Raw genomic sequence first — 23,512 nt, 5'->3', positions numbered from 1 at the left:
GCCGGTCAGCACCGGTCTCCGGTAGTGGCCCCCGGGAATCCCGGCACGATGCCGGCCACCCCGGGCGCTTCGATCGAAGACCGGCCGCCTGAGCAGTTCCCGTGTCGTCGGCCGACGACGCGAAGGAGCACCACAGCACATGACCGAGACCAACCTCGGCACCGAATCCCGCACCGCGGTGATCGACAACGGGGCCTTCGGCACCCGCGAAATCACCTTCTCCACCGGCCGCCTGGCCCGCCAGGCCGCCGGCTCCGTCGTCGCCCAGCTCGGCGAGACGGTCGTCCTCTCCGCCACCACCGCCGGCAAGCAGCCGCGCGAGTCGTTCGACTTCTTCCCGCTGACGGTGGACGTCGAGGAGCGGATGTACGCCGCGGGCCGGATCCCCGGCTCGTTCTTCCGCCGCGAGGGCCGGCCCAGCGAGGACGCGATCCTCACCTGCCGGCTGATCGACCGGCCGCTGCGCCCGTCGTTCGTCAAGGGCCTGCGCAACGAGGTCCAGGTCGTCGAGACCGTCCTGGCGCTCGACCCGCAGCACCCGTACGACGTGGTGGCGATCAACGCCGCGTCGATGTCGACCAAGCTCTCCGGCCTGCCGTTCTCCGGCCCGATCGGCGCGACCCGGGTCGCGAACGTCGACGGCCAGTGGGTCGCCTTCCCGACCCTGGAGGAGCTGGAGCGGGCTACCTTCGACATGGTCGTGGCCGGCCGCACCCTGGCGGACGGCGAGGTCGCGATCATGATGGTCGAGGCCGAGGCCACCCCGAACGCGGTGACCCTGATCTCGGGTGGCGCGACCGCGCCGACCGAGGAGATCGTGGCCAGCGGCCTGGAGGCCGCCAAGCCGGCCATCCGCGAGCTGTGCCGGGCGCAGAGCGAGCTGGCCGAGGTGGCCGCCAAGCCGGTCAGCGAGTTCCCGGTGTTCCTGGACTACTCCGACGACGTGTACGACGCGGTGGCCGACGTGGCCCGCGCCGACGTCACCGAGGCGCTGAAGATCGCCGGCAAGGCCGACCGCGAGGAGGCCCTGGACCGGATCAAGGCCAAGGTCGCCGAGGAGCTGACCGGCCGCTTCGAGGGCCGCGAGAAGGAGCTCTCCGCCGCGTTCCGTTCGCTGACCAAGTCCGAGGTCCGCAACCGGGTGCTGCGCGAGCAGGTCCGCATCGACGGCCGCGGCCCGCGTGACATCCGTCCGCTGACCGCCGAGGTCGGCGTGCTGCCGCGGGTGCACGGCTCGGCGCTGTTCGAGCGCGGCGAGACCCAGATCCTGGGCGTCACCACGCTGAACATGCTGCGCATGGAGCAGATGGTGGACACGCTGTCCCCGGAGAACCGCAAGCGCTACATGCACAACTACAACTTCCCGCCGTACTCGACCGGTGAGACCGGCCGGGTGGGCTCGCCGAAGCGGCGCGAGATCGGCCACGGCGCGCTCGCCGAGCGGGCGCTGATCCCGGTGCTGCCCTCGCGCGAGGAGTTCCCGTACGCCATCCGGCAGGTCTCCGAGGCGCTAGGCTCCAACGGCTCCACCTCGATGGGTTCGGTCTGCGCCTCGACGCTGGGCCTGCTCTCGGCCGGTGTGCCGCTGAAGGCGCCGGTCGCCGGCATCGCCATGGGCCTCATCTCCGACGAGGTCGACGGCAAGACCCAGTACGTGACGCTGACCGACATCCTCGGCGCCGAGGACGCGTTCGGCGACATGGACTTCAAGGTCGCCGGCACCCGTGACTTCGTCACCGCGCTCCAGCTCGACACCAAGCTGGACGGCATCCCGTCGGACGTGCTGGCGGCCGCGCTCCAGCAGGCGCACGAGGCCCGGCAGACCATCCTCGACGTGATGCAGCGGGCCATCGAGGCGCCGGCCGAGATGTCGGACTACGCGCCGCGGGTCACCACCGTCAAGATCCCGGTCGACAAGATCGGCATGGTGATCGGCCCGAAGGGCCAGACCATCAACGCGATCCAGGACGAGACCGGCGCCGAGATCTCCATCGAGGACGACGGCACGATCTACGTCGGCGCGACCAACGGGCCGGCGGCCCAGGCCGCTGTGGACCGGATCAACGGGATCGCCAACCCGACGCTGCCCAAGGTCGGGGAGCGGTTCCTCGGCACCGTGGTGAAGACCGCCGCGTTCGGCGCCTTCATCTCGCTGCTGCCGGGCCGCGACGGCCTGCTGCACATCTCCAAGGTGGGCGACGGCAAGCGGGTCGAGAAGGTCGAGGACTTCCTCAACGTCGGCGACAAGGTCGAGGTGGAGATCGCGGACATCGACGCCCGCGGCAAGATCTACCTGGACAAGATCCGCCCGGAGGGCGCCGAGGCACCGGCCGCCGGTGAGGCCGCCGGTGGCGAGCGTCCGTCGGGCGGCCGGGACCGCGGCGGCGACCGCGGCCCGCGTGACCGGGGCGACCGTGAGCGCCGCTCCGAGGGTGGCGAGCGCCGTCCCGAGGGCGGCGAGGGCGGCGGCGAGTCCCGTCCGCGCCGCCGGACCCGGCACAGCTGATCCACCGACCGGCCCGGGTGACGTCCGCGTCACCCGGGCCGGCCCACGGCTCCAGGTCGCCTGCGCGAACTGGAGCCGTCGTACGTCCCGCCGTTCCTCGTCATCCGGAGAGCAGGTTCTCGTGAGTTCGTCAGTCGCCTCGACGGGACGGGGGGTGGCGTCGACCGGTTCGGCGGCCCGCGCGGTCACCCGGACGCTCAGCGACGACCCGCTCGGCGGCACCGTCCGCCGTACCGTGCTGCCCAGCGGGCTGCGGGTGCTCACCGAGGCGATCCCGGCGATGCGCAGCGTGTCGTTCGGCATCTGGGTGGCGGTCGGCTCGCGCGACGAGACCGGCTCGCAGGCCGGCGCCGCGCACTTCCTGGAGCACCTGCTGTTCAAGGGCACCAACAAGCGCAGCGCGCTGGAGATCTCGGCCCAGATCGAGGCCGTGGGCGGCGAGACCAACGCCTTCACCACGAAGGAATACACCTGCTACTACGCGCGGGTGCTGGACGAGGACCTGCCGCTCGCCATCGACGTCATGTGCGACCTGGTCGCCGACTCGGTGCTGGCCGCCGCCGACGTGGAGACCGAACGCGGCGTCATCCTCGAAGAGATCGCCATGCACGACGACGAGCCCGGCGACGAGGTGCACGACCTGTTCGCCCGCGCCGTCTACGGCGACCACCCGCTGGGCCGGCTCATCTCCGGCACGGAGGAGACGGTCACGCCGATGACCCGGCGGCAGATCCAGGGCTTCTACCGCCGCCGCTACACGGCGCCGCAGATCGTGATCGCCGCCGCCGGCAACCTCGACCACGCCGCCGTGGTCAAGCTGGTCCGGCAGGCGCTGCGCGGCACCCCGCTGGACACCGACCCGGCGTCGCCTGCGCCGCACCGCCGGGCCACCCCGACGGTACGCACCAAGCCGGCCACCACGCTGGTCGAGCCGAAGGAGACCGAGCAGGCGCACGTCATCCTCGGCTGCCCGGGGATCGACCGCACCGACGACCGGCGGTTCGCCCTCGGCGTGCTGAACAACGTGCTCGGCGGCGGCATGTCCAGCCGGCTGTTCCAGGAGATCCGGGAGCAGCGCGGCCTGGCGTACTCGGTCTACTCCTACGCCAGCCAGTACGCCGACAGCGGCGTCTTCGCCGTCTACGCCGGCTGCGCGCCGGGCAAGGTGGACGAGGTGCTGGACCTGACCCGCGCGGAGCTGGCGCGGGTCGCCACCGAGGGGATCACCGAGGCGGAGCTGGCCCGGGGCAAGGGGATGAGCAAGGGCTCGTTCGTGCTCGGGCTGGAGGACACCGGTTCGCGGATGAGCCGCCTCGCCAAGGGCGAGCTGCTATACGGCAACCTGATGCCGGTGGACGACCTGCTGGCCCGGGTGGACGCGGTGACGCTCGCGGACGTGAACGCGCTCGCCGCCGAGCTGCTCGGCCGGCCGATGTCGCTGGCCGTGGTCGGCCCGTTCGACGAGGGCAGTTTCACCGTCGGCCGCTGAGCGGCGCCCCGGTCCGCCGGACCGCGCCGCGCGGGCTGGGATAGGTTGTGGCCCGTGACTGAGCAGCAGAACGCGGCCCGGGTCGGTGTGCTGGGCGCCCGGGGCCGGATGGGCATGGAGGTCTGCAAGGCGGTCGACTCCGCCGCCGACCTGGAGCTGGTCGCGGCCGTCGACCAGGGCGACGACCTCGACGCGGTGGCGCAGGCGGGCGCCGGGGTGGTCGTCGACTTCACCACCCCCGACGCGGTCATGGACAACCTGCGCTGGTGCGTCGAGCACGGCGTGCACGCGGTCGTCGGCACCACCGGCTTCACCGAGCAGCGGCTCGCCGAGGTGCGGGGATGGCTCGCCGACCGGCCCGGCGTGGGCGTGGTGATCGCCCCCAACTTCGGCATCGGCGCGGTGCTGATGATGCAGTTCGCGGCGCGCGCCGCCCGCTACTTCGAGTCGGTCGAGATCGTCGAGCAGCACCACCCGCGCAAGCTCGACGCGCCGAGCGGCACCGCCACCCACACCGCCCGGCTGATCGCCGCCGCCCGCGCCGACGCCGGCCTGGGGCCCGCGCCGGACGCCACCCGCGACGAGGTGCCCGGCGCCCGCGGCGCCGACATCGACGGGGTACGCGTGCACGCGGTACGCGCCACCGGCCTGGTCGCCCACCAGGAGGTGCTGTTCGGCACCACCGGTGAGACGCTCACCATCCGGCACGACTCGTACGACCGGGTGTCGTTCATGCCCGGCGTGCTGCTCGCGGTCCGGGAGGTGGGTCGCCGGCCCGGTCTCACCGTCGGCCTGGACGCCCTGCTCGACTGACCCGTGCTCCGGCCTGCTGGCGGAAACCGTTTTGCCTGGTCGGCGGAGCAGTCCTAGGCTTCTTTCATGATCGATTCCGGACATTCCGACCGCGCCGGCCGCCGGGTGACGCTGCGCCCGGTGGACGACGACAACTGGCGGGCGGTGGCGGACGTCGCCCCGCACGACGACCAGCGTGCCTTCGTGGCCGCGCTGGCCGCCCGCTACCTGCTTCTCACCGAACGCTCGGACGTCTGGAACTCGCTGGCGGTCTACGCCGACGAGACGGTCGTCGGGCACGTGATGTGGGGCGTGGACGACGACGGGTCGCGCTGGATCGGCGGCATGGTGATCGACGCCGCCGAACAGGGCCGGGGCCTGGGCCGCGCGACGGTGCGGACGCTCGCCGACTGGCTGGCCGAGGCGGGCGAGCCGATCCGCCTGAGCTACCACCCCGACAACAAACCCGCCGCCGCCCTCTACACGTCCCTGGGTTTCCACCCCACAGGCGCCATGGAGGACGACGAACTGGTAGCCGAACTCCACCCCCCAGCCTGACCGCTCTCTCTCCCCCCCCGGCTAACCGCGAAGCCCGCGAACTGAGCCCGGCGATCATGAAGTTGGCGGCAGTTAAGGAGATCGAAAAGGCCGTCAACTTCATGATCGACGGGGTGGAGGGCGGGTGGGGAGGGCGGGTGGGTGGCGGTCCTGCCCCGTGCCGGGACCGCCGGCCCACCCCCACGAGAGGGTGGACCGGCGGCGGGGCCGGAACTCATCGGTCGGCTGAGGAAATCTCCTCTGCGGTCTCCGGGATCGCCACGTGGAGGCGGATCTGGGGGACCAGCATGTCGTCCACGTCCAGCGCGCGGGCCGCGCCGTCCGGCTCCCAGCCGGTCGAGCCGAGGAACTTCCGGGTCGCCGCGTCGGCGTCGAACGCCCACGCCACCGCCCGGGTCAGACCGTCCGCGCGCCAGTGCTCGACGGCCGCGGCGAGCAGCCGGCTGCCGTGCCCGCGCCGCCCCCACCGGGGCTCGACCAGCAGGTCCGTGACCGCCGCGACGTCCGAGCCGAGCGCCTCGGCCGGCTCCTCCGGGGCGAGCGCGTCGGCATCGGCCGGACCGGAGGCGACGAACCCCACCAGATAGGATTGCGCCGCCTGTTCGACGGCGACCAGCACCCGGTGCGCGCCCGAGGGCGGCTCCTGCACCGCCGCGCCCCACCGCCGCGCGAGGTACGCCTCGTCGAGGTTGTCGAGCACGTGCCGTGGCAGGATCCGGCGGTACGCGACCCGCCAGGTCGCGAGCTGGATGCGTGCGATCTCGCCGGCGTCCTCGGGACGCGCGGGCCGGACGTAGCCTGCAGCCATGGCACGTGAGCCTACGCAGGGCGAGGAGGGTGACGGTGGCGCAGGGTGCCGGGCGGACGATCACGCAGGTCGTCGCCGTGGTGGCGCTCGCCGCGGCGGTCACCGTGTTCCTCTCCGTGGCGGCGGTGCGACACGGCTTCTTCGACCTTCAGGTCTACTACGGCGCGCTGACGTACTGGGCGCGTGACGGCGGGGAGATCTACGACTTCCTGCGCCCCGGCACGCAGTACGGCTTCACCTACCCGCCGTTCGCCGCGCTGGTGATGCTGCCGATGGCGTACCTGCCGTGGAGCGCCGCGATCGTGGTGAGCGTGACCGCGACGGTGCTGGCGAGCGCCGTGGTGATCTGGCGGCTGCTGGACCCGGTGGCCCGCCGGTCCGGCTGGACCCGCTGGTTCGCGCTCGCGGTCGCGCTCTGCCTCGCCGCCGCGTACGAGCCGATGCGCGAGACGGTCAACTTCGGCCAGGTCAACATGCTGCTGCTGTTCCTGGTGGCGGTGGACCTGCTGTGGCTGCTGCCGGCACGCAGCCGCTGGGCGGGCGTGGGCATCGGCCTGGCCACCGCGATCAAGCTGACGCCGGGCATCTTCATCGTCTACCTGCTGGTCACCGGCCGCTGGCGGGCCGCGCTGACCACTGTCGGCACGGCCGCGGTCGCCACGCTCGTGGCCGCCGGTCTCTTCCCCGACGCCTCCCGGGAGTTCTGGACCGAGGCGCTGTGGAACACCGACCGGGTCGGTGAGCTGGCGTTCGTCTCCAACCAGTCGCTGCGCGGGGTGGTGGCCCGGCTCGACCCGCAGCACCCGAGCACGATCGCCTGGCTGGTGCTCGTACTCCTGACGCTCGTGGTGTGGGCGTGGCGTTCGCGGGCGGCGGTGGCCGCCGGCGACGAGGCCACCGGCCTGGCCCTCACCGGCGCCGTGATGTGCCTGGTCAGCCCGGTGACCTGGGTGCACCACCTGGTCTGGCTGCTGCCCGGGCTGATCCTGCTCGTCGACAACGGCATGGCGGCGCCCGCCCGCAGCCGCCGGCGCCGTCTGCTGCTGGCCGCCGCGTTGATCGGGTACGCGCTGCTGTGCAGCCGGATCGTCTGGTCCTGGGAGAAGGACTTCACCGGCGTGGACGGTTTCCTGGGCAGCAACACGTACGTGTGGATCAGCCTGGCGTTGCTGCTCGGGCTGCCGATCCGCCGCTGGCTCACACCGGCCGGCGGCGAGCGTCGCGACGGGGACGCTCCGGCCGGGTCAGCTTCCGGCGGTGTACCGCAGCTCGCGGAGCAGGATCGGGGTGCGGCCCCCGGACAGCGGCACCGGGTAGGTGGACTCCTCACCGTCCGGTAGGTGCCCGGCCCGCTCGTAGAAGCGGCGGGCCCGGGCGTTGTCGGCGAGCACCCAGAGCCGGTACGCGGTCCAGCCCCGCTCGGCCAGACCCTCGCGGGCCGCCGCGAGCAGCGTCCGGCCGGCGCCCGAGCTCCAGTGCGCGGGCTCCAGGTAGATCGCCACCAACTCGCCGTGGGCCGGGTCGAGGTCGTCGCGGTCCTGGTTGTTCCGGTACGGCCCGAACGTGGTGAACCCGACGATCGTGCCGCCGTCCTCGGCGACGAGCGTGGTGAACGGGTGTTCCGGGTCGGCGGTGCCGAGGTCGCGGCGGCGCTGCGCCCAGGCGCGCGGGTTCAGCCGGCTCAGCACCTCCTCGGGCATGATGCCGGCGTAACCGGCCTGCCAGCCGTGGACGTGCACCCGGGCGATCGCCTCGGCGTCGTCCGGTTCCTCCCGGCGAATGGTGAGCACCTGTCCGTTCTATGCCCCGGCGGGCGATCGGTCCAGCCGCCGCTCCCGGCCCGGCGCGTCCACGTGATGTCGTACCGCTGGATTAGGGTCGCCGACGATGGCCGTACCGGAATCGCTCTCCCTCGCCCAGGCCCGCCGGATCACCCTGGCCGCCCAGGGCTTCGCCGACCCGGCGCCCACCGGCGTGCCCACCCGGCGGCACCTGCGCCGGGTGCTCGACCGGGTCGGGCTGATCCAGATGGACTCGGTGAACGTCCTCCAGCGGGCGCACTACCTGCCGCTCTACAGCCGGCTCGGGCCGTACCCGACCGCGCTGCTGGACACCGCGGCCTACCGCCGCCCGCGTGAGCTGTTCGAATACTGGGCGCACGAGGCGTCGCTGGTGCCGGTGGGGCTGCACCCGGTGTTGCGCTGGCGGATGGCCAAGGCCCGCGACGAGTCCTGGGGCGGGATGCGCCGGATCGCCGAGGAGCAGCCCGAGCTGGTCGCCTGGGTCCGCGACGAGGTCGCCGCCCGAGGCCCGCTGACCGCGGCCGAGATCGAGCACGACGCGCCTCGGGAGACCGGCAGCTGGGGCTGGAACTGGTCGGCCGTGAAGCGGGCCCTGGAGTTCCTGTTCTGGGCCGGCGAGGTCACCGCCGCCGATCGCACCAACTCGTTCGCCCGCCGCTACGACCTGCCCGAGCGGGTGCTCCCGGCAGCCGTGCTGGACGCGCCCACCCCGAGCGACGCCGAGGCGCACCGCACGCTCGTCTCGATCGCCGCCCGCTGCCTCGGCGTGGCCGCCGAACCGGAGCTGCGCGACTACTTCCGGCTGCCGGTCGCCGGGGCGCGGCGGGCGGTGGCCGAGCTGGTCGAGGCGGGCGAGCTGACCCCGGTCACGGTCCAGGGCTGGCGGCACCCCGCCTACCTGCACGCCGAAGCCCGGCTGCCCCGCTGGGTACGCGGCAACACGCTGGTCAGCCCGTTCGACCCGCTGGTCTGGGAGCGGGCACGCACCGAGCGGCTGTTCGGGTTCACCTACCGGATCGAGATCTACGTGCCGGCGCCCCAGCGGGTCTACGGCTACTACGTGCTGCCGTTCCGCCAGGGTGAGCGCTTCACCGCCCGCGTCGACCTGAAGGCCGACCGGAAGGCCGGGGCGCTGCTGGTGCCCGCCGCCTGGGTCGAGCCGGGCGCCGACCCGGGGGAGACCGCCGTGGCGCTCGCCGCCGAGCTGTACCGGCTGGCCGGCTGGCTCGGCCTGGACGCGGTCGCCCCGCCCGCCGCCGGCGACCTGGCAGGGCCGCTGGCCGCCGCGCTGGTGGGCGTGGCCGGTGTACGGTGAGCGCGTGACGAGCGTTGACCGGCCTGCCGCCGCGCCCGACCCGCACCCCGAGTCGCACCCGCACGGGCAGCCGGAGTCCGGGCCGCATGGTGAGGCGCACGCTTACGCGTACGCCGGGCAGCCCTCGCACGCCGAGGCGCACGCGCACGCCGGTCCGCACGCTCCTACCGGAGCGCCCGGAGCGCCGTGGCCGGGGGGTCACCCGGCGGCGTACCAGCCGGTCGAGGCCGACCGGTTCACCCGGATGGTGATGCGCCTGCACGCCCGCGCCCCGCGCTGGGCGGTGCCGCTGGCCGCGCTCGGCTGCGTCGGCGTCGGCATCGCGTACGCGCTGGTCAGCGACCCGACCCGGAGCGACCCGGACGCCGCGCCGACCTGCCTGCTCAAGCTCACGACCGGGCTGGACTGCCCGGGCTGCGGCGGCACCCGCGCGCTCTGGTACGTGCTGCACGGCGACCTGCCCGCCGCGGCCCGCCACCACTTCCTGTTCGTCTTCGCGCTGCCGTTCCTGGCCTGGCTCTTCGTGGCCTGGGCGGGCAACCGGGCGTTCGGCTGGAAGCTGCCCGAGGTCCAGTTCAGCCCCAAGGTCGTCGGCATGTTCCTGGCCGCCTGGGGCGTCTTCTCGGTGGTCCGCAACCTGCCCTGGGCCCCCTTCACCTCGCTCTACGTCTGACCGGGGCCGAGCCCTCCGCGAGATCTCGGACACCTGCGCGGAGCGCCCGCCGGTCGGCCGCGTGCCCGATTTCCACGCCGGGCGCGAGCCAACTACAGTCCCAGGAATGCCGGAGATGGTTCAGCCCCAGGTCAAGTTGATCGCGTGGACCCAGTTCCAGGCGCCCGAAGAGGTGCCGTGGTCCACCGACGCCGACGGCGGGCAGGCGCTCGCCGAGTTCGCCGGCCGGGCCTGCTACCAGAGCTGGAAGAAGCCGAACCCGGCCACCGCCACCAACGCCGGTTACCTGGCGCACATCCTGGAGGTCGGCCACCTGAGCGTGCTGGAGCACGGCTCGGTGAGCTTCTACTTCAGCGGCGTCTCCCGCTCGTTCACGCACGAGCTGATCCGGCACCGGCACTTCTCCTACTCGCAGCTCTCCCAGCGCTACGTGCCGGAGCGGGACGCGGCGATGGTCGAGCCGTCGGTGATCGCCGACGACCCGGAGCTGCACAAGAAGTTCGTCGAGGCCACCGACGCGGCGGTGCGGGCGTACACCGAGTTGCTGGAGGGGCTGGAGGCCCGCTTCACCGACGAGCCCAACCCGACGCTGCGCCGCAAGCAGGCCCGCCAGGCGGCCCGGGCGGTGCTGCCGAACGCCACCGAGACGCGGATCGTGGTGACCGGCAACTACCGGGCCTGGCGGCACTTCGTCAAGATGCGCGCCACCGAGCACGCCGACGTGGAGATCCGCGAGCTGGCGGTGGAGTGCCTGCGGCAGCTCAAGGGCGTCGCGCCGAACGTCTTCGCCGATTTCGTGATCTCCACCCTGCCCGACGGCACCGAGGTGGCAGCGTCGCCGCACGCGGAGTGACTCGTCGCCCTTCGCCGCCGGGCCACCGGCGGCCGTCCGCTAGGTTGTGAGCATGACGCACGACCACTCCGCCGCCCCGAGCCGGGGCGCGTCGCGCCCGTTCGGGCGAGTGTTGACGGCCATGGTGACCCCGTTCACGCCGGACGGCGGCCTGGACCTCGACGGCGCCGCCCGGCTCGCCGAATATCTCGTCGACCAGCAGGGCAACGACGCGCTGGTGCTCAACGGCACCACCGGCGAGTCCCCGACCACCACGGAGGCGGAGAAGGAGTCGCTGATCCGTGCCGTGGTCGAGGCGGTCGGCGACCGGGCCCGGATCGTCGCCGGTGTGGGCACCAACGACACCCGGCACACCGTCGAGCTGGCGGCGCAGGCCGAGAAGGCCGGCGCGCACGGCCTGCTGGTGGTCACGCCCTACTACAACAAGCCGCCGCAGGCCGGGCTGCTGCGTCACTTCACCACCGTCGCGGACGCCACCGGCCTGCCGGTCATGCTCTACGACATCCCGCACCGCGCGGGCGTGGCGATCGCCACCGAGACGCTGGTGAAGCTGGCCGAGCACGGCCGGATCGTCGCGGTGAAGGACGCCAAGGGCGACCTGTTCGCAACGTCCGAGGTGCTCAGCCGCACCGACCTGGCCTACTACAGCGGCGAGGACGCGCTCACCCTGCCGATGCTGTCGGTGGGCGCGGTCGGCGTCGTCGGCACCTCCACCCACTTCACCGGCGCGCTGACCAAGCAGATGATCGAGGCGTTCGAGGCGGGCGACAACGCCCGGGCGCTCGCCCTGCACCGGCAGTTGCTGCCGCTCTACACCGGCATCTTCCGCACCCAGGGCACGATCCTGGTCAAGGCGGGCCTGGGGGCGCAGGGCCGCCCGGCCGGTCCGGTGCGGCTGCCGCTCGTCGACGCCACCGGTGACGAACTGGCCCAGCTGCGCGCCGACTGCGCCGCGGCGGGCCTGCCCCTGCCCGAATGAATCAACGACACGACGGACGCCGCGCGACGGCGTCGCAGAATGAGGTGACGCGTGACCGAGGCGCACATCGAGGGTGAACTGCCCCCGCCGCTGCCCGAGGGCGGCCTGCGGATCATCCCGCTCGGCGGACTCGGCGCCATCGGCCGGAACATGACGGTCTTCGAGTACGACGGCAAGCTGCTCATCGTCGACTGCGGGGTGCTGTTCCCCGACGTCGAGCAGCCGGGCGTGGACCTGATCCTGCCCGACTTCGGCCCGATCCTGGACCGGCTGGCCGACGTGCAGGCGATCGTGCTCACGCACGGCCACGAGGACCACATCGGCGCGGTGCCGTACCTGCTCGCGCACAAGCCGGACATTCCGCTCGTCGGTTCCCAGTTCACGCTCGCGCTCGTCGAGGCGAAGCTGGCCGAGCGGCGGATCCAGCCGTACACGCTGACCGTGCGGGAGGGCGGCCGGGAACGGCTGGGCCCGTTCGAGTGCGAGTTCTTCGCGGTGAACCACTCGATCCCGGACGCGCTGGCGGTGGCCATCCGTACCCCGGCCGGCCTGGTGCTGCACACCGGCGACTTCAAGATGGACCAGCTTCCGCTCGACGGGCGGATCACCGACCTGGCCGGGTTCGCCCGGCTCGGCGCCGAGGGCGTCGACCTGCTGCTGTCCGACTCGACGAACGCGGAGATCCCCGGCTTCGTCACGCCGGAGCGGGAGATCGGCCCCGTCCTCGACTCGATCTTCGCGAAGGCCAAGGGGCGGATCATCGTCGCCTCGTTCGCCTCGCACGTGCACCGGGTGCAGCAGGTCTTCGACTCGGCCGTCGAGCACGGCCGCAAGGTGGCGCTGATCGGCCGGTCCATGGTCCGCAACATGGGCATCGCCCGTGACCTGGGTCTGCTCAACATCCCGCCCGGCCTGGTGGTCGGGATCGAGGAGGCCACGAACCTGCCGCCCGAGCAGATCGTGCTGATGTCCACCGGTTCGCAGGGCGAGCCGATGAGCGCGCTGGGCCGGATGGCCAGCGGCGACCACCGGCACATCACCATCGCGCCCGGCGACACGGTGGTGCTGGCGTCCTCGCTGGTGCCCGGCAACGAGACCTCGGTCTACCGGGTGATCAACCGGCTGGCCCGGGCCGGCGCCGTCGTGGTGCACAAGGACGTCGCCAAGGTGCACGTCTCCGGCCACGCGCCGGCCGGCGAGCTGCTCTACCTGCTCAATGTCGTACGCCCGAGCAACCTGATGCCGGTGCACGGCGAGTGGCGGCACCTGCGGGCGCACGCCCGGCTCGGCATCGAGTCCGGCGTCGCGCCGGACCGGGTCGTGCTCTGCGAGGACGGCGACGTGGTCGACCTGGTCGAGGGCCGCGCCAGCCTGGTCGGCCGGGTCAAGAGCCGGTACGTCTACGTCGACGGTCTCGCCGTCGGCGACGTCAGCGAGTCGCTGCTCACCGAGCGCCGGATCCTCGGCGACGGCGGTTTCATCGCCGCGACAGTCGTCGTCGACTCGGTCACCGGCAAGGTGGTCGCCGGGCCGACCGTCTCGGCGAAGGGCTTCTCCGAGGACCCGGCCGCGTTCAACCCGGTGGTTCCGCTGGTCACCGAGGCGCTGAACCGGGCCGCCGCGGACGGCATCACCGACCCGCACCAGCTCCAGCAGATCGTCCGCCGCACGGTGGGCCGCTGGGTCAACGACGCGTACCGCCGTCGGCCCATGATCGTCCCGACCGTCGTCGAGGTCTGACCCGACCGCGCCGCGCGCCGGTCCACCCTCCGGGGTGGGCCGGCGTCGTCGCTTTCCGGGTACGCCCCGACACGCCGCGTCGAAACGTGCCGCCCGCACTCATCCGATCGGCGTCCGTCTCCGTACCTCCCGACGGCCGGCGTGCCCCTGCGCCGGTCGGGAGGAGCGTGGCGGATGGACCGCAGACGGATGACAGCCATCGGCGTACTGGTGGCGGCGGCCGGGTTGACGGCGGCGGTGACCGTACCGTCGTTCGCCGGTGAGGAACCCCGGCGGGCCGCGCCGGCGGCCGACGGCGTCGCCCCGGAGGTCCTGGACGCGATGGGCCGCGACCTCGCGCTGACCCGCGACCAGGCGGTGAAGCGGCTGCGGACCGAGCGGTGGGCGGCCGGCACCGTCACCCGGCTGCGCGGCGAACTCGGCGCCGGCTACGGGGGCAGCTGGCTCAGCGCGGACGGCGCCACGCTCACCGTGGCGGTGGCCGACCCGGCCGGCGAGGCGCGGGTGCGGGCCGCGGGCGCGGTCCCGAAGCGGGTCGCCCGGGGCGTCGGCGAGCTGGACGCGGTGAAGAGCCGGCTGGACGCGGCGGGCGCGGACGCCAGCCCGGACGTCGCCGGCTGGTACGTCGACGTGGCAGACAACGCGGTGGTCGTGATCGCCCGGCCGGGCGCGGAGGCCGACGGCCGCCGGTTCGCCGCAGCCGCCGGGTCGAAGGCCGCCATGGTCCGGGTGCGGACCGCCGACGAGGCCCCCCGCCCGCTGTTCGACGTGCGGGGCGGCGACGCCTTCTTCATCAACAACGCGGGCCGCTGCTCGGTCGGCTTCTCCGTCGTCGGCGGGTTCGTCACCGCCGGGCACTGCGGCCGGCCGGGGGACCGCACCACCGGATCCAACCGGGTCGCCCAGGGCACGTTCGCCGCGTCCTCGTTCCCCGGCGACGACTGGGCGTTCGTGCGGGTCAACGCCGACTGGACGCCGCAGGGCGTGGTGACCGACTTCGCCGACGGCGGCACGGTGGCGGTGAACGGCTCCACCGAGGCGCCGGTCGGCGCGTCGATCTGCCGGTCCGGCTCCACCACCGGCACCCGGTGCGGGCTGATCCAGGCGAAGAACGCGACAGTCAACTACCCGGAGGGCACTGTCACCGGGCTGACCCGGACGAACGTCTGCGCCGAGCCGGGCGACTCCGGCGGCGCGTGGCTCTCCGGTGACCAGGCGCAGGGCGTCACGTCCGGCGGCTCCGGCGACTGCACCCGGGGCGGTACCACGTTCTTCCAGCCGGTCAACGAGATCCTCCAGCGCAACAACCTGACGCTGGTGACCGCCGGCGACCAGCCGGCGCCCACGCAGCCTCCGGCCGGCGGCGGCGAGACCACCCCGCCCGCGACCGCCGAGCCGACCCCGCCCGCGGGCGACACCGACTGCTCCGGCCAGGTGAGCCGGACCGGCCGGATCGCCGCCGGACGGACCCAGGTCCAGCCGGACGGGCGCTTCTTCCGGGTGCCCGACGGCACCCAGGAGGCGTGCCTGTCCGCGCCGGACGGCGCCCGCGTCGTGCTGGAGCTGCAACGCTTCACCGGCGGCGCGTTCCGCACCGTGGCCCGCGCGGCCACCGCCGACGGCACGGCCCGGCTGACCGCCGAGACATCGGCCGGCGCCTACCGGTACCGCGTCATCGGGTTGTCCGGCTCCGGCGAGTACACGCTGGCGTTCTCCGCCCGCTGACCACCGACACCCAGACCGCGGCCCTCGACCGCCACCGCCCGGTGGTCGGGGGCCGCGCCGCGTCGGCGGCACGGTTCGCCGGTCGGTCGGGGCGGCGGCTCAGGGCAGCGCGGCGACCGCTTCGGCGTACGCGGTGCCGGTGCGGACCGCGGCGGCCACCAGCACCGCGAGCTGCGCCGGGGCCACCCCGCAGGACAGGTCGGTGGAGACGCCCGCGGCCAGCACCAGCGTCCCGTCGCCGGGCTCGTGCACGTACGCGGCGGGCAGCAGCCGGTCGTGGTTCCAGGCGTTGCAGAACGCGTACGCCTCGGCGCGCCGATCGGCCGGCAGCCGCCGCTGCGCCACCACCCGGGCGTGCAGCACGTCGCCGTGCCGGCCGAGCAGGCGGAACTGGATCGTGGCCTCGCCCCACCGCCCGGCGAGCGTGCCGTCCGGCTCAGGCGTGTACGGCTCGCCCCGGGCGTCGAGCGCGGCGGCGAGCAGCGCCGCGTCCAGCGGCGCCGGCTCCTCCGGGCCGGGCGGCCCGGGTTCGGCCGGATCGGCTTCCGGCTCCTCGTCGAACTCGGTCTCGGCAGCCAGCGAGACCGGCGCGGCGAGCGGCCGCTCGGCCAGCCAGGAGGCGATCCGGCCGGACTGGTGCCCGGTGCCGTTGCGAGCGTCGAAGCTGCCGGCGAGCGCCGTCGCCAGCGCCTGCAACTGCGTACCCAGCGTCGCCACGTCCACCTCGGCAGCGGGCCGGGAGCCGTGCCCGGGGCGGTGGATGCGCCGCCCGCCCAGCCCGGCCTCGGTGGCCAGGCCGCACAGCAGCGCGCCCGCCGCGGCGAACTCCATCGCGGACAGGTCGTCGGCCGGGCGGTCCAGCTCGGGCAGTTGCTCGGTCAGGATCTCCAGCCCACGATGCAGGTATCCGCCCAGCGCGCAGAAGCGCAGGTGCGCGGCGAGCAGCGGGAACGCGGTCCGCTCGCCGCGGTGCCGGCGGTACGCGTGCACGTGCGCCCGGGCCGCCCGCGTCACCGCGCCGGTACGCAGCCACGGCAGCAGCCCCACCGCGAGCGCCCGTTCCGGCTGATCGGTGCAGGCCGTCGCCCCGGCCGCTGCCGCCTGCCGTTCGCCCCGCCGGGTCGGTGGCGCCTGCGGCTCGACCCAGCCGGTCAGCGCGGGCGCGAGCGCCGCCAGTGCCGCGTCCGGCTCGCCCCACCCGGCCAGCAGGTCGGCCCGTCGCGCCGGGGCGCACCCCGGGCAGCCGCCCACCGGGTCCGTCGGGTCCGCCGCCGACCAGCGCTCGTACGCGCGCCGGGCGGCCGGCTCGTCGCCGAGGTGGTCGGCGAGCCGGCAGCGCAGCTCCGCCACCGGCGCCGCGTCCTCGCCCAGCTCCGCGGCGAGCGCGTCCAACAGGGACCGTGCCTGGTCCAGGCCCACCCGGGGCGTGCCGAACGACGCCTCCACCGCCTGCCGCTGGTGCCGGCGCAACCGGGTCAGCTCGTCGGGGCGGGCGTCCAGCAGCCCGGGGTGCCGGGCCAGCGTGGCCCGCATCCGCCGGACCGGTTCCACCGCGCGCCACCGCTCGCCCCGGTGCAGGTACGCCTCGACCAGCGCGAACCGCGCCGACAGGGCGGTACGCGGGTCGCCGGTGGCGTCCGCCCGGGACGCGATCCGCTCCAGCTCGGCGCAGCGCTCCGCGCCGTCAGGCCGGTCCCGGGCGTCGGCGAGCGCGGCGGCCAGCCCCCGGTCGCGTGCCGTGGTCACCGGAGCGTCCCGCCGGCCAGATCGTCGACGGCGGCGGCGAGCTGGCACCCGGTGGTCACGCCACAGTCGACGAGCCGGTCGAGCTGGTGCGGGGTCACCCCGCGCTCCAGGTCGGTGGTGACCTCGCCGCACACCTGTGCCGACCCGTCGTCGGCGACGTGCACGTACGCCTTCGGCCAGAGCCGGTCGTGGTTCCACGCGTTGCAGAAGGCGTGCAGCTCGGGCACACGCTCGATGCCGAAGTGGTGCGCGACGACTGTGCGTACCTGGAGCAGCTCACCGGCCGCTCCCCGGCGGTGGAACCAGATCAGGTTGCGCTCCCAGCGGCCCACCAGCGCGCCGTCGGGTTCCTCGGCCACCGCGTACCCCCGGTGGCCGAGCACGGCGGCGATCAGCTCGCCGGTCAGCGGGCGCAGTTCCTGCGGGTGTCCGGCCAGCGGACCGTCCGGACCGTCCTCGATCTCCGGCGACGCCATCGGGCATCCCTTCTGAGGCGAATAACACAAACGACGGTCCGACCCGTGCTGCGACGCGCGGACACGACCCGGAAAAGCGGCGATCCACCGGGTGCCGCCGTTACCGTGACTCTATGGCGGGCCGTACCTCTCAGGCGAGCCGGCGGCGCGGCGCGTCGCCGCGTGGCACCACGAACAACCGCGCCCGGCAACCGGCGAAGAAGGCGGCGGCGCGGAAACCGGCGCGGCGGCGCCCGGCCCCCGGGCCGAGCCCGGCCGCGTTCGTCGGCCGGGCCGTGGGCGCCCTCTGGATGGGGCTGGCCCACTCGGTGGGCTGGGCGTTCCGGGCGGCCGGGCGGCAGGCCGCGTCCACCCGGGAACTGGATCCGGAGCACCGCCGCGACGGCGGCGGGCTGCTCCTGTTCGGCCTGGCCATCCTCAGCGCGGTGGGCATCTGGGGCGGCGGCGCCGGGCCGGTGGGCCGGCACCTGGCCGACACCGTACGCCTGTTCATCGGCGCCATCTCGATAATCCTTCCGGTGCTGTTCATGGTCGGCGCGTGGCGGCTGATGCGGAGCCCGGCCGACCCCGAGCACCGCGGTCGCGGCCTGGTCGGCTGGGGCTCGATGATGCTGGCCACCGCCGCGATGCTGCACATCGGGCAGAACCCGGTCGACGAGGTCCAGCGTGACTTCGCCGGCGGCCTGATCGGCGCGGGCGTGGGCGACCTGCTGAAGTCGGCGGTGACCGCCTGGGTGGCCATGCCGCTGCTGCTCCTGCTGCTGGTGTTCGGCCTGCTCGTGGTCACCGCGACGCCGATCAACAAGATCCCGGAGCGGCTCGGCCTGCGCGCCGACCCGGCCGGGCCGGACGTCGACGACGAGCTCGCCGAGGACGAGGCGCCGGTGAAACCGGCCCGCAAGCGCCCGGCGAAGCGGATGCCACCGCCGCTGGAGCCGCTGGACCCGGACGACGAGCTGGCCGGCGTCGACCTCCAGGAGACGCTGGTGCTGCCGCGCAAGCCGCCGAAGGTGCCGGCGAACCGCAAGCCGGTCGAGCCGCCGGAGCACTCGCCGCTGCCCACCCGCGCCGAGCAACTGGCGCTCACCGGGCTGGCCGGCGACTACACGCTGCCGCCGGCGAACCTGCTCGGCAGCGGCGCCAAGCCGAAGAGCCGCAGCAAGGCCAACGACGAGGTGATCGCGGCGCTCACAGGCGTCTTCGAGCAGTTCGACGTGGACGCCGCCGTCACCGGGTTCACCCGCGGCCCGACTGTCACCCGGTACGAGGTGGAGCTGGGCCCGGGCGTCAAGGTCGAGCGGATCACCCAGCTCTCCCGCAACATCGCGTACGCGGTGAAGTCGCCGGACGTCCGCATCCTCAGCCCGATCCCGGGCAAGAGCGCGGTCGGTGTGGAGATCCCGAACACCGACCCGGAGAACGTGTCGCTCGGCGACGTGCTGCGCTCCCGCGAGGCGACCAGCGACCACCACCCGATGGTGGTGGCGCTCGGCAAGGACATCGAGGGCGGCTACGTGGTGGCCAACCTGGCGAAGATGCCACACATCCTGATCGCGGGCGCGACCGGCGCCGGCAAGTCGTCCTGCCTCAACTCACTGCTGGTGTCCATCCTGACCCGGGCCACGCCGGACGAGGTGCGGCTGCTGCTGATCGACCCGAAGCGGGTCGAGATGACCGGCTACGAGGGCATCCCGCACCTGGTCACGCCGATCGTGACCAACCCGAAGAAGGCGGCCGACTCGCTGGAGTGGGTCGTCCGCGAGATGGACATGCGCTACGACGACCTCGCCGCCAACGGGGTCCGGCACATCGACGACTTCAACCGCAAGGTGCGCAACGGCGAGATCAAGGCGCCGCCGGGCAGCGAGCGGGAGATGCGGCCGTACCCGTACCTGCTGGTGATCGTGGACGAGCTGGCCGACCTGATGATGGTCGCGCCGCGTGACGTGGAGGACTCCATCGTCCGGATCACCCAGCTCGCCCGCGCCGCCGGCATCCACCTGGTCCTCGCCACCCAGCGGCCCTCGGTCGACGTGGTCACCGGCCTGATCAAGGCGAACGTGCCGTCCCGGCTCGCGTTCGCCACCTCCTCGCTCGCCGACTCCCGGGTCATCCTGGACCAGCCCGGCGCGGAGAAGCTGCTCGGCCGCGGCGACGGCCTGTTCCTGCCGATGGGCGCGTCGAAGCCGCAGCGCATCCAGGGCGCCTGGGTCACCGAGCGCGAGATCTCCGACGTGGTCAAGTTCTGCAAGGACCAGCGTGAGCCGGAGTTCCGCCCGGACGTGCTCGCCCCGGCGCAGGACAGCAAGAAGAAGATCGACGAGGACATCGGCGACGACCTGGACCTGCTCGTGCAGGCGGTCGAGCTGGTGGTCACCTCACAGTTCGGGTCGACCTCGATGCTCCAGCGCAAGCTGCGGGTCGGCTTCGCCAAGGCGGGCCGGCTGATGGACCTGATGGAGACCCGGGGCGTGGTCGGTCCGTCCGAGGGCTCCAAGGCCCGCGACGTGCTGGTCAAGCCGGACGAGCTGGAGGAGGTCCTGGCCGGCCTGCGCGGCGGCGAGGACTGACGGCCCCGAAACGGACGACGGCGGCCCCCACCATCAGGTGGGAGCCGCCGTCGGCGGTTCCGGGTCAGTTGATCAGCGCGGCGAAGAGCACGGTGCCGAGCACCGCGGCGACCGCGCTCGCGGCGGCGGCGTACCAGCCCAGCGGCTTGTCACCGAGGACGGCGCCGACGATGCCGAGGACGATCCCGAGGATGCCGAAGATGAGCGGGGACACGAAGAGCGCGAGGGCCGCGAAGACGAACGCGACGATCGTGCAGATCCGGGCGGCGTTGCTGCGCGGACGGGCGCTGGCGTGGATGTCGGCCATGGGGTTCCTCCGTGAGTGATCTCGCTGTGGCTACGGAGGATCCGGTACCCCGGGGGTTGCACCGTCCAAACCGGATGACGCACCGATCAGCTGAACAGCTTCAGCCCGATCACGCCGGCCACCACCAGCAGCAGGCAGGCCACCCGTGGCAGGTTGACCGGTTCGCCGAGCGCGAGCATGCCGACCAGCGCGGTACCGAGCGCGCCGATGCCCACCCACACCGCGTAGCCGGTGCCGACCGGGATGTCGCGCAGCGCGTACGCCAGGCCGGCCATGCTCGCCACCAGCGTGACGGCGAAGACGGCGGAGGGGAGGGGGCGGGTGAAGCCGGCGCTGCGGTCCAGCGCGATCGCCCACGCGGTCTCCAGCAGTCCGGAGATCACCAGCACGATCCAGGCCATGGGTATCACCTCTGACGGACGGGCCCGGCGCGGGAGCGGGCCGGGCGACGGTCGGGTCACGCGGGGCGTCTTGGCCTGACCGGGTACGCCCACCACTCGTCCGGGACGGCCCAGGGGCCGTCGTGGCCGACGGTAGCACCGGGCGGGCCGGACCGGCGGCGTGGTGAGAAACGCCACCATGGGTGGAGTTGACGTCAACTTCAAGTTGCAGGATGGATGCCATGACCCTGCTCTTCTCCGACGACGACGTCGCGGCCGCCGTGGACGCCCCGCTCACCGTCGCGGCCATGCGGGACGCGCTGCTGGCCGCGTACGCCGGGCGGCTCATCGCCCCGCCCCGGGCGTCCGCGCCGCTGGACGGGGGCCGGATGGTGCTCACCGCCGGACACCTCACCGGGCAGTGGTACGGCTTCCGCTCGTACGACACGTTCGGCCACCCGGAGAGCGGTCAGCTCGTCGTGCTGCACGACGCGACCACCGGCGCGGTACGCGCCATCGCCGTCGGCGAGGAGCTGGGCTCCCGGCGTACCGGAGGACTCGGTGGCGTGGCGGTCGACGCCCTGGCCCGCGCGGACGCCGCCACGGTCGGCGTGGTGGGGTCCGGCCGGCAGGCCTGGACCCAGGTCTGGGCCGCGGCGGCGGTCCGGCCGCTGCGCGAGGTGACCGTGTACAGCCGCTCGGCGGCCCGGCGGGAGACGTTCGCCGCGCGGGTCCGCGCCGAACTGGACGTGCCGGCCCGCGCCGTCGGCTCGGCCACCGCCGCGGTACGCGACCGGGACGTGGTGGTGCTCGCCACCACCAGCACCGCCCCGGTGCTCGACGCCGCCGACCTGGCCCCCGGCACCCACGTCAACACGGTCGGCTTCAAGCAGACCGACCGGCACGAGTTCGGCACCGACCTGCTCGACGCCGCCGACCTGCTGGTCACCGACTCACCCGGGCAGGCCGCCGCGTACGTGCCGCCGATGCTCGCCGCCGTCGAGCCGTACGCCGGGCGGCTGCGTGACCTGGGCGCGGTGCTGGCCGGCGCGCTTCCCGGCCGGACCACCGCGGACCAGATCTCGGTCTTCTGCTCCACCGGCCTGGCCGGCACGGAGGTGTTCCTCCTCGACCGGCTGGCCCGGGTGGCCGTTCCCGCCCGCTGAACCGGCCGGACGGGTGCGCGGCGGTCCGGAACCGGCCCGGTACCCTCGGATGGTGTCTGCCTCCTCCTCCACCCCGCGATCCGACGGGCGCCGCGTCGCCCTGCTGACCCTCGGCTGTGCCCGCAACGAGGTCGACTCGGAGGAGCTGGCCGCCCGGCTGCACGCCGACGGATGGCAGGTCACCACCGACGGCGAGGGCGCCGACGTGGTGGTGGTGAACACCTGCGGGTTCGTGGAGAAGGCCAAGCAGGACTCGATCCAGACGCTGCTGGCCGCCGCCGACACCGGCGCCAAGGTCGTCGCCGCCGGGTGCATGGCCGAGCGGTACGGCCGTGAGCTGGCCGACAGTCTCCCCGAGGCGCAGGCGGTGCTGAGCTTCGACGACTACCCGGACATCGCCGCCCGGCTCGACTCGGTGCTGGCCGGCGAGGCGATCGGCGCGCACACCCCCCGCGACCGGCGGGAACTGCTGCCGCTGACCCCGGTGAAGCGCCGCGACGCGGCGGTGTCGCTGCCCGGGCACGGCACCCCGACCCGGGTCGCACCGGAGACCGACGCGCACACCCCGGCCCACCTGCGGCAGGTGCTGCGGCACCGGCTCGACACCGGCCCGGTGGCGTCGCTGAAGCTCGCCAGCGGCTGCGACCGGCGGTGCGCGTTCTGCGCCATCCCGGCGTTCCGCGGCGCGTTCGTCTCGCGTACCCCCGACGAGCTGCTCGCCGAGGCCGAGTGGCTGGCCAAGACCGGCGTACGGGAGCTGGTGCTGGTCAGCGAGAACTCCACCTCGTACGGCAAGGACCTGGGCGACCCCCGCGCGCTGGAGAAGCTCCTGCCGCAGCTCGCCGCGATCGACGGGATCGTGCGGGTCCGCGCCAGCTATCTCCAGCCCGCGGAGACCCGGCCCGGCCTGGTCGAGGTGATCGCCACCACGCCGGGCGTGGCCGCGTACTTCGACCTGTCGTTCCAGCACTCCAGCGAGCCGGTGCTGCGCCGGATGCGGCGCTTCGGCTCCACCGACCGGTTCCTGGAGCTGCTCGCCTCCGCCCGCGAGCTGGCGCCGGACGCGGGCGCGCGCAGCAACTTCATCGTCGGCTTCCCCGGCGAGACGAAGCAGGACGTGGCCGAGCTGGTCCGGTTCCTCACCGAGGCGCGGCTGGACGCGATCGGCATGTTCGACTACAGCGACGAGGACGGCACCGAGGCCGCCGGCCTGACCGGCAAGGCCTCCGCCGCCACGATCAAGCGGCGGTACGACAAGCTCAGCGCGCTGGCCGACGAACTCTGCTCGCAGCGCGCCGAGGAACGCCTCGGCGCGACGGTGGACGTGCTCGTGGACTCGACCGCCGACGGCGTGGTGGAGGGGCGGGCCGCCCACCAGGCGCCCGAGGTCGACGGCTCGACCACGCTCGTCGCGCCCGTCGGCGGCGGCGTGGATCTGGCCGCGCTGCGCCCCGGCGACCTGGTCCGGGCCACTGTGACCGCGACCGAGGGTGTCGACCTGGTCGCCGTACCGGATGAGATGATCTCGGCGGCGCCCGGCGCGGTACGGTGACGGCGGGCCCGGACGGAGCGGGGAAGCCACGTGGGGCGATGCGGGACATGACGGGAGCGGAGTCGACGGCGGCTG

At 73.8% G+C, this 23,512-nt stretch carries 20 protein-coding genes and 1 riboswitch; of the genes, 14 read left to right on the top strand and 6 right to left on the bottom strand.

The annotated features are described in order from the left end of the window. The first annotated feature begins 139 nt into the window (after positions 1-139). The 4 genes from ACN27C_RS00100 (at position 140) to ACN27C_RS00085 (ending at position 5,345) form a co-directional block, all read left to right on the top strand. Entirely contained in the window at positions 140-2,506 is a 2,367-nt protein-coding gene (locus ACN27C_RS00100; RefSeq protein ID WP_422750105.1) for a polyribonucleotide nucleotidyltransferase, read from the top strand. 154 nt (positions 2,507-2,660) lie between these two features. Continuing rightward, positions 2,661-3,995 (top strand): M16 family metallopeptidase, encoded by a 1,335-nt coding sequence (locus ACN27C_RS00095; RefSeq protein WP_199733035.1) that lies wholly within the window; start codon positions 2,661-2,663, stop codon positions 3,993-3,995. A 54-nt stretch (positions 3,996-4,049) separates the two neighbouring features. After that, entirely contained in the window at positions 4,050-4,808 is a 759-nt protein-coding gene (dapB, locus tag ACN27C_RS00090; protein WP_357799377.1) for a 4-hydroxy-tetrahydrodipicolinate reductase, read from the top strand. 66 nt (positions 4,809-4,874) lie between these two features. After that, positions 4,875-5,345, top strand: a complete 471-nt coding sequence (locus ACN27C_RS00085; protein ID WP_393155522.1) for a GNAT family N-acetyltransferase — start codon at positions 4,875-4,877, stop codon at positions 5,343-5,345. 214 nt (positions 5,346-5,559) lie between these two features. Here ACN27C_RS00085 and ACN27C_RS00080 read toward each other — a convergent pair whose 3' ends face one another. After that, positions 5,560-6,153, bottom strand: coding sequence for a GNAT family N-acetyltransferase (locus ACN27C_RS00080; RefSeq protein WP_252453954.1), 594 nt, complete (start codon positions 6,151-6,153; stop codon positions 5,560-5,562). A 35-nt stretch (positions 6,154-6,188) separates the two neighbouring features. On the opposite strand from ACN27C_RS00080, the gene ACN27C_RS00075 reads away from it, so the two are divergent. After that, positions 6,189-7,493 (top strand): glycosyltransferase family 87 protein, encoded by a 1,305-nt coding sequence (locus ACN27C_RS00075; RefSeq protein ID WP_357899806.1) that lies wholly within the window; start codon positions 6,189-6,191, stop codon positions 7,491-7,493. Here the strand turns inward: ACN27C_RS00075 and ACN27C_RS00070 are convergent. Next, positions 7,398-7,943, bottom strand: a complete 546-nt coding sequence (locus tag ACN27C_RS00070; RefSeq protein ID WP_422750101.1) for a GNAT family N-acetyltransferase — start codon at positions 7,941-7,943, stop codon at positions 7,398-7,400. The two genes, ACN27C_RS00075 and ACN27C_RS00070, sit on opposite strands and share 96 nt — an antisense overlap. Positions 7,944-8,040: 97 nt before the next feature. Between ACN27C_RS00070 and ACN27C_RS00065 the strand changes: the two genes are divergently transcribed. From ACN27C_RS00065 to ACN27C_RS00040, 6 genes are all read left to right on the top strand, one after another. Further along, a complete protein-coding gene (locus ACN27C_RS00065; protein WP_422750099.1) occupies positions 8,041-9,270 on the top strand; it encodes a winged helix-turn-helix domain-containing protein in 1,230 nt (409 codons plus the stop codon). Continuing rightward, positions 9,260-9,943, top strand: coding sequence for a DUF2752 domain-containing protein (locus ACN27C_RS00060; protein ID WP_422750097.1), 684 nt, complete (start codon positions 9,260-9,262; stop codon positions 9,941-9,943). Before ACN27C_RS00065 ends, ACN27C_RS00060 begins: the two co-directional genes overlap by 11 nt. Positions 9,944-10,058: 115 nt before the next feature. Further along, a complete protein-coding gene (gene thyX, locus ACN27C_RS00055) occupies positions 10,059-10,796 on the top strand; it encodes an FAD-dependent thymidylate synthase (protein WP_120573916.1) in 738 nt (245 codons plus the stop codon). Positions 10,797-10,848: 52 nt separating this feature from the next. Next, positions 10,849-11,775, top strand: coding sequence for a 4-hydroxy-tetrahydrodipicolinate synthase (gene dapA, locus ACN27C_RS00050; protein WP_252453961.1), 927 nt, complete (start codon positions 10,849-10,851; stop codon positions 11,773-11,775). A gap of 51 nt (positions 11,776-11,826) precedes the next feature. Next, a complete protein-coding gene (locus tag ACN27C_RS00045) occupies positions 11,827-13,515 on the top strand; it encodes a ribonuclease J (protein ID WP_120571099.1) in 1,689 nt (562 codons plus the stop codon). A 174-nt stretch (positions 13,516-13,689) separates the two neighbouring features. Next, positions 13,690-15,240 carry a S1 family peptidase gene (locus ACN27C_RS00040; protein WP_422750094.1) on the top strand — a complete coding sequence of 517 codons (1,551 nt, stop codon included), beginning with the start codon at positions 13,690-13,692 and terminating at the stop codon, positions 15,238-15,240. A 99-nt stretch (positions 15,241-15,339) separates the two neighbouring features. Here ACN27C_RS00040 and ACN27C_RS00035 read toward each other — a convergent pair whose 3' ends face one another. Next, positions 15,340-16,986: a YbjN domain-containing protein gene (locus ACN27C_RS00035; RefSeq protein WP_120571097.1), complete on the bottom strand. Its 1,647-nt coding sequence runs from the start codon at positions 16,984-16,986 to the stop codon at positions 15,340-15,342. Beyond that, a complete protein-coding gene (locus ACN27C_RS00030) occupies positions 16,983-17,462 on the bottom strand; it encodes a YbjN domain-containing protein (protein WP_422750092.1) in 480 nt (159 codons plus the stop codon). Before ACN27C_RS00030 ends, ACN27C_RS00035 begins: the two co-directional genes overlap by 4 nt. 113 nt (positions 17,463-17,575) lie before the next feature. Between ACN27C_RS00030 and ACN27C_RS00025 the strand changes: the two genes are divergently transcribed. After that, positions 17,576-20,032: an FtsK/SpoIIIE family DNA translocase gene (locus ACN27C_RS00025; protein ID WP_120571095.1), complete on the top strand. Its 2,457-nt coding sequence runs from the start codon at positions 17,576-17,578 to the stop codon at positions 20,030-20,032. A gap of 64 nt (positions 20,033-20,096) precedes the next feature. On the opposite strand, the gene ACN27C_RS00020 is transcribed toward ACN27C_RS00025, so the two are convergent. Beyond that, positions 20,097-20,339, bottom strand: coding sequence for a hypothetical protein (locus ACN27C_RS00020; RefSeq protein WP_120571094.1), 243 nt, complete (start codon positions 20,337-20,339; stop codon positions 20,097-20,099). Positions 20,340-20,425: 86 nt separating this feature from the next. Continuing rightward, positions 20,426-20,740 (bottom strand): DMT family transporter, encoded by a 315-nt coding sequence (locus ACN27C_RS00015; RefSeq protein WP_120571093.1) that lies wholly within the window; start codon positions 20,738-20,740, stop codon positions 20,426-20,428. A 59-nt stretch (positions 20,741-20,799) separates the two neighbouring features. After that, positions 20,800-20,865: riboswitch (guanidine-III (ykkC-III) riboswitch) on the bottom strand. 96 nt (positions 20,866-20,961) lie between these two features. On the opposite strand from ACN27C_RS00015, the gene ACN27C_RS00010 reads away from it, so the two are divergent. Together ACN27C_RS00010 and rimO are read left to right on the top strand one after the other, a co-directional pair. Further along, positions 20,962-21,885 carry an ornithine cyclodeaminase family protein gene (locus ACN27C_RS00010; RefSeq protein ID WP_422750089.1) on the top strand — a complete coding sequence of 308 codons (924 nt, stop codon included), beginning with the start codon at positions 20,962-20,964 and terminating at the stop codon, positions 21,883-21,885. 49 nt (positions 21,886-21,934) lie between these two features. Beyond that, positions 21,935-23,437: a 30S ribosomal protein S12 methylthiotransferase RimO gene (gene rimO, locus ACN27C_RS00005; protein WP_422750087.1), complete on the top strand. Its 1,503-nt coding sequence runs from the start codon at positions 21,935-21,937 to the stop codon at positions 23,435-23,437. Positions 23,438-23,512: the final 75 nt, after the last annotated feature.

It is taken from the genome of Micromonospora sp. WMMD1219, from assembly GCF_049315215.1.
Taxonomy (GTDB): Bacteria; Actinomycetota; Actinomycetes; order Mycobacteriales; family Micromonosporaceae; genus Micromonospora; species Micromonospora tulbaghiae.
The sequence above is the reverse complement of the archived record's forward strand: the minus strand, read 5'-3'. Positions and strand labels throughout refer to the sequence as shown.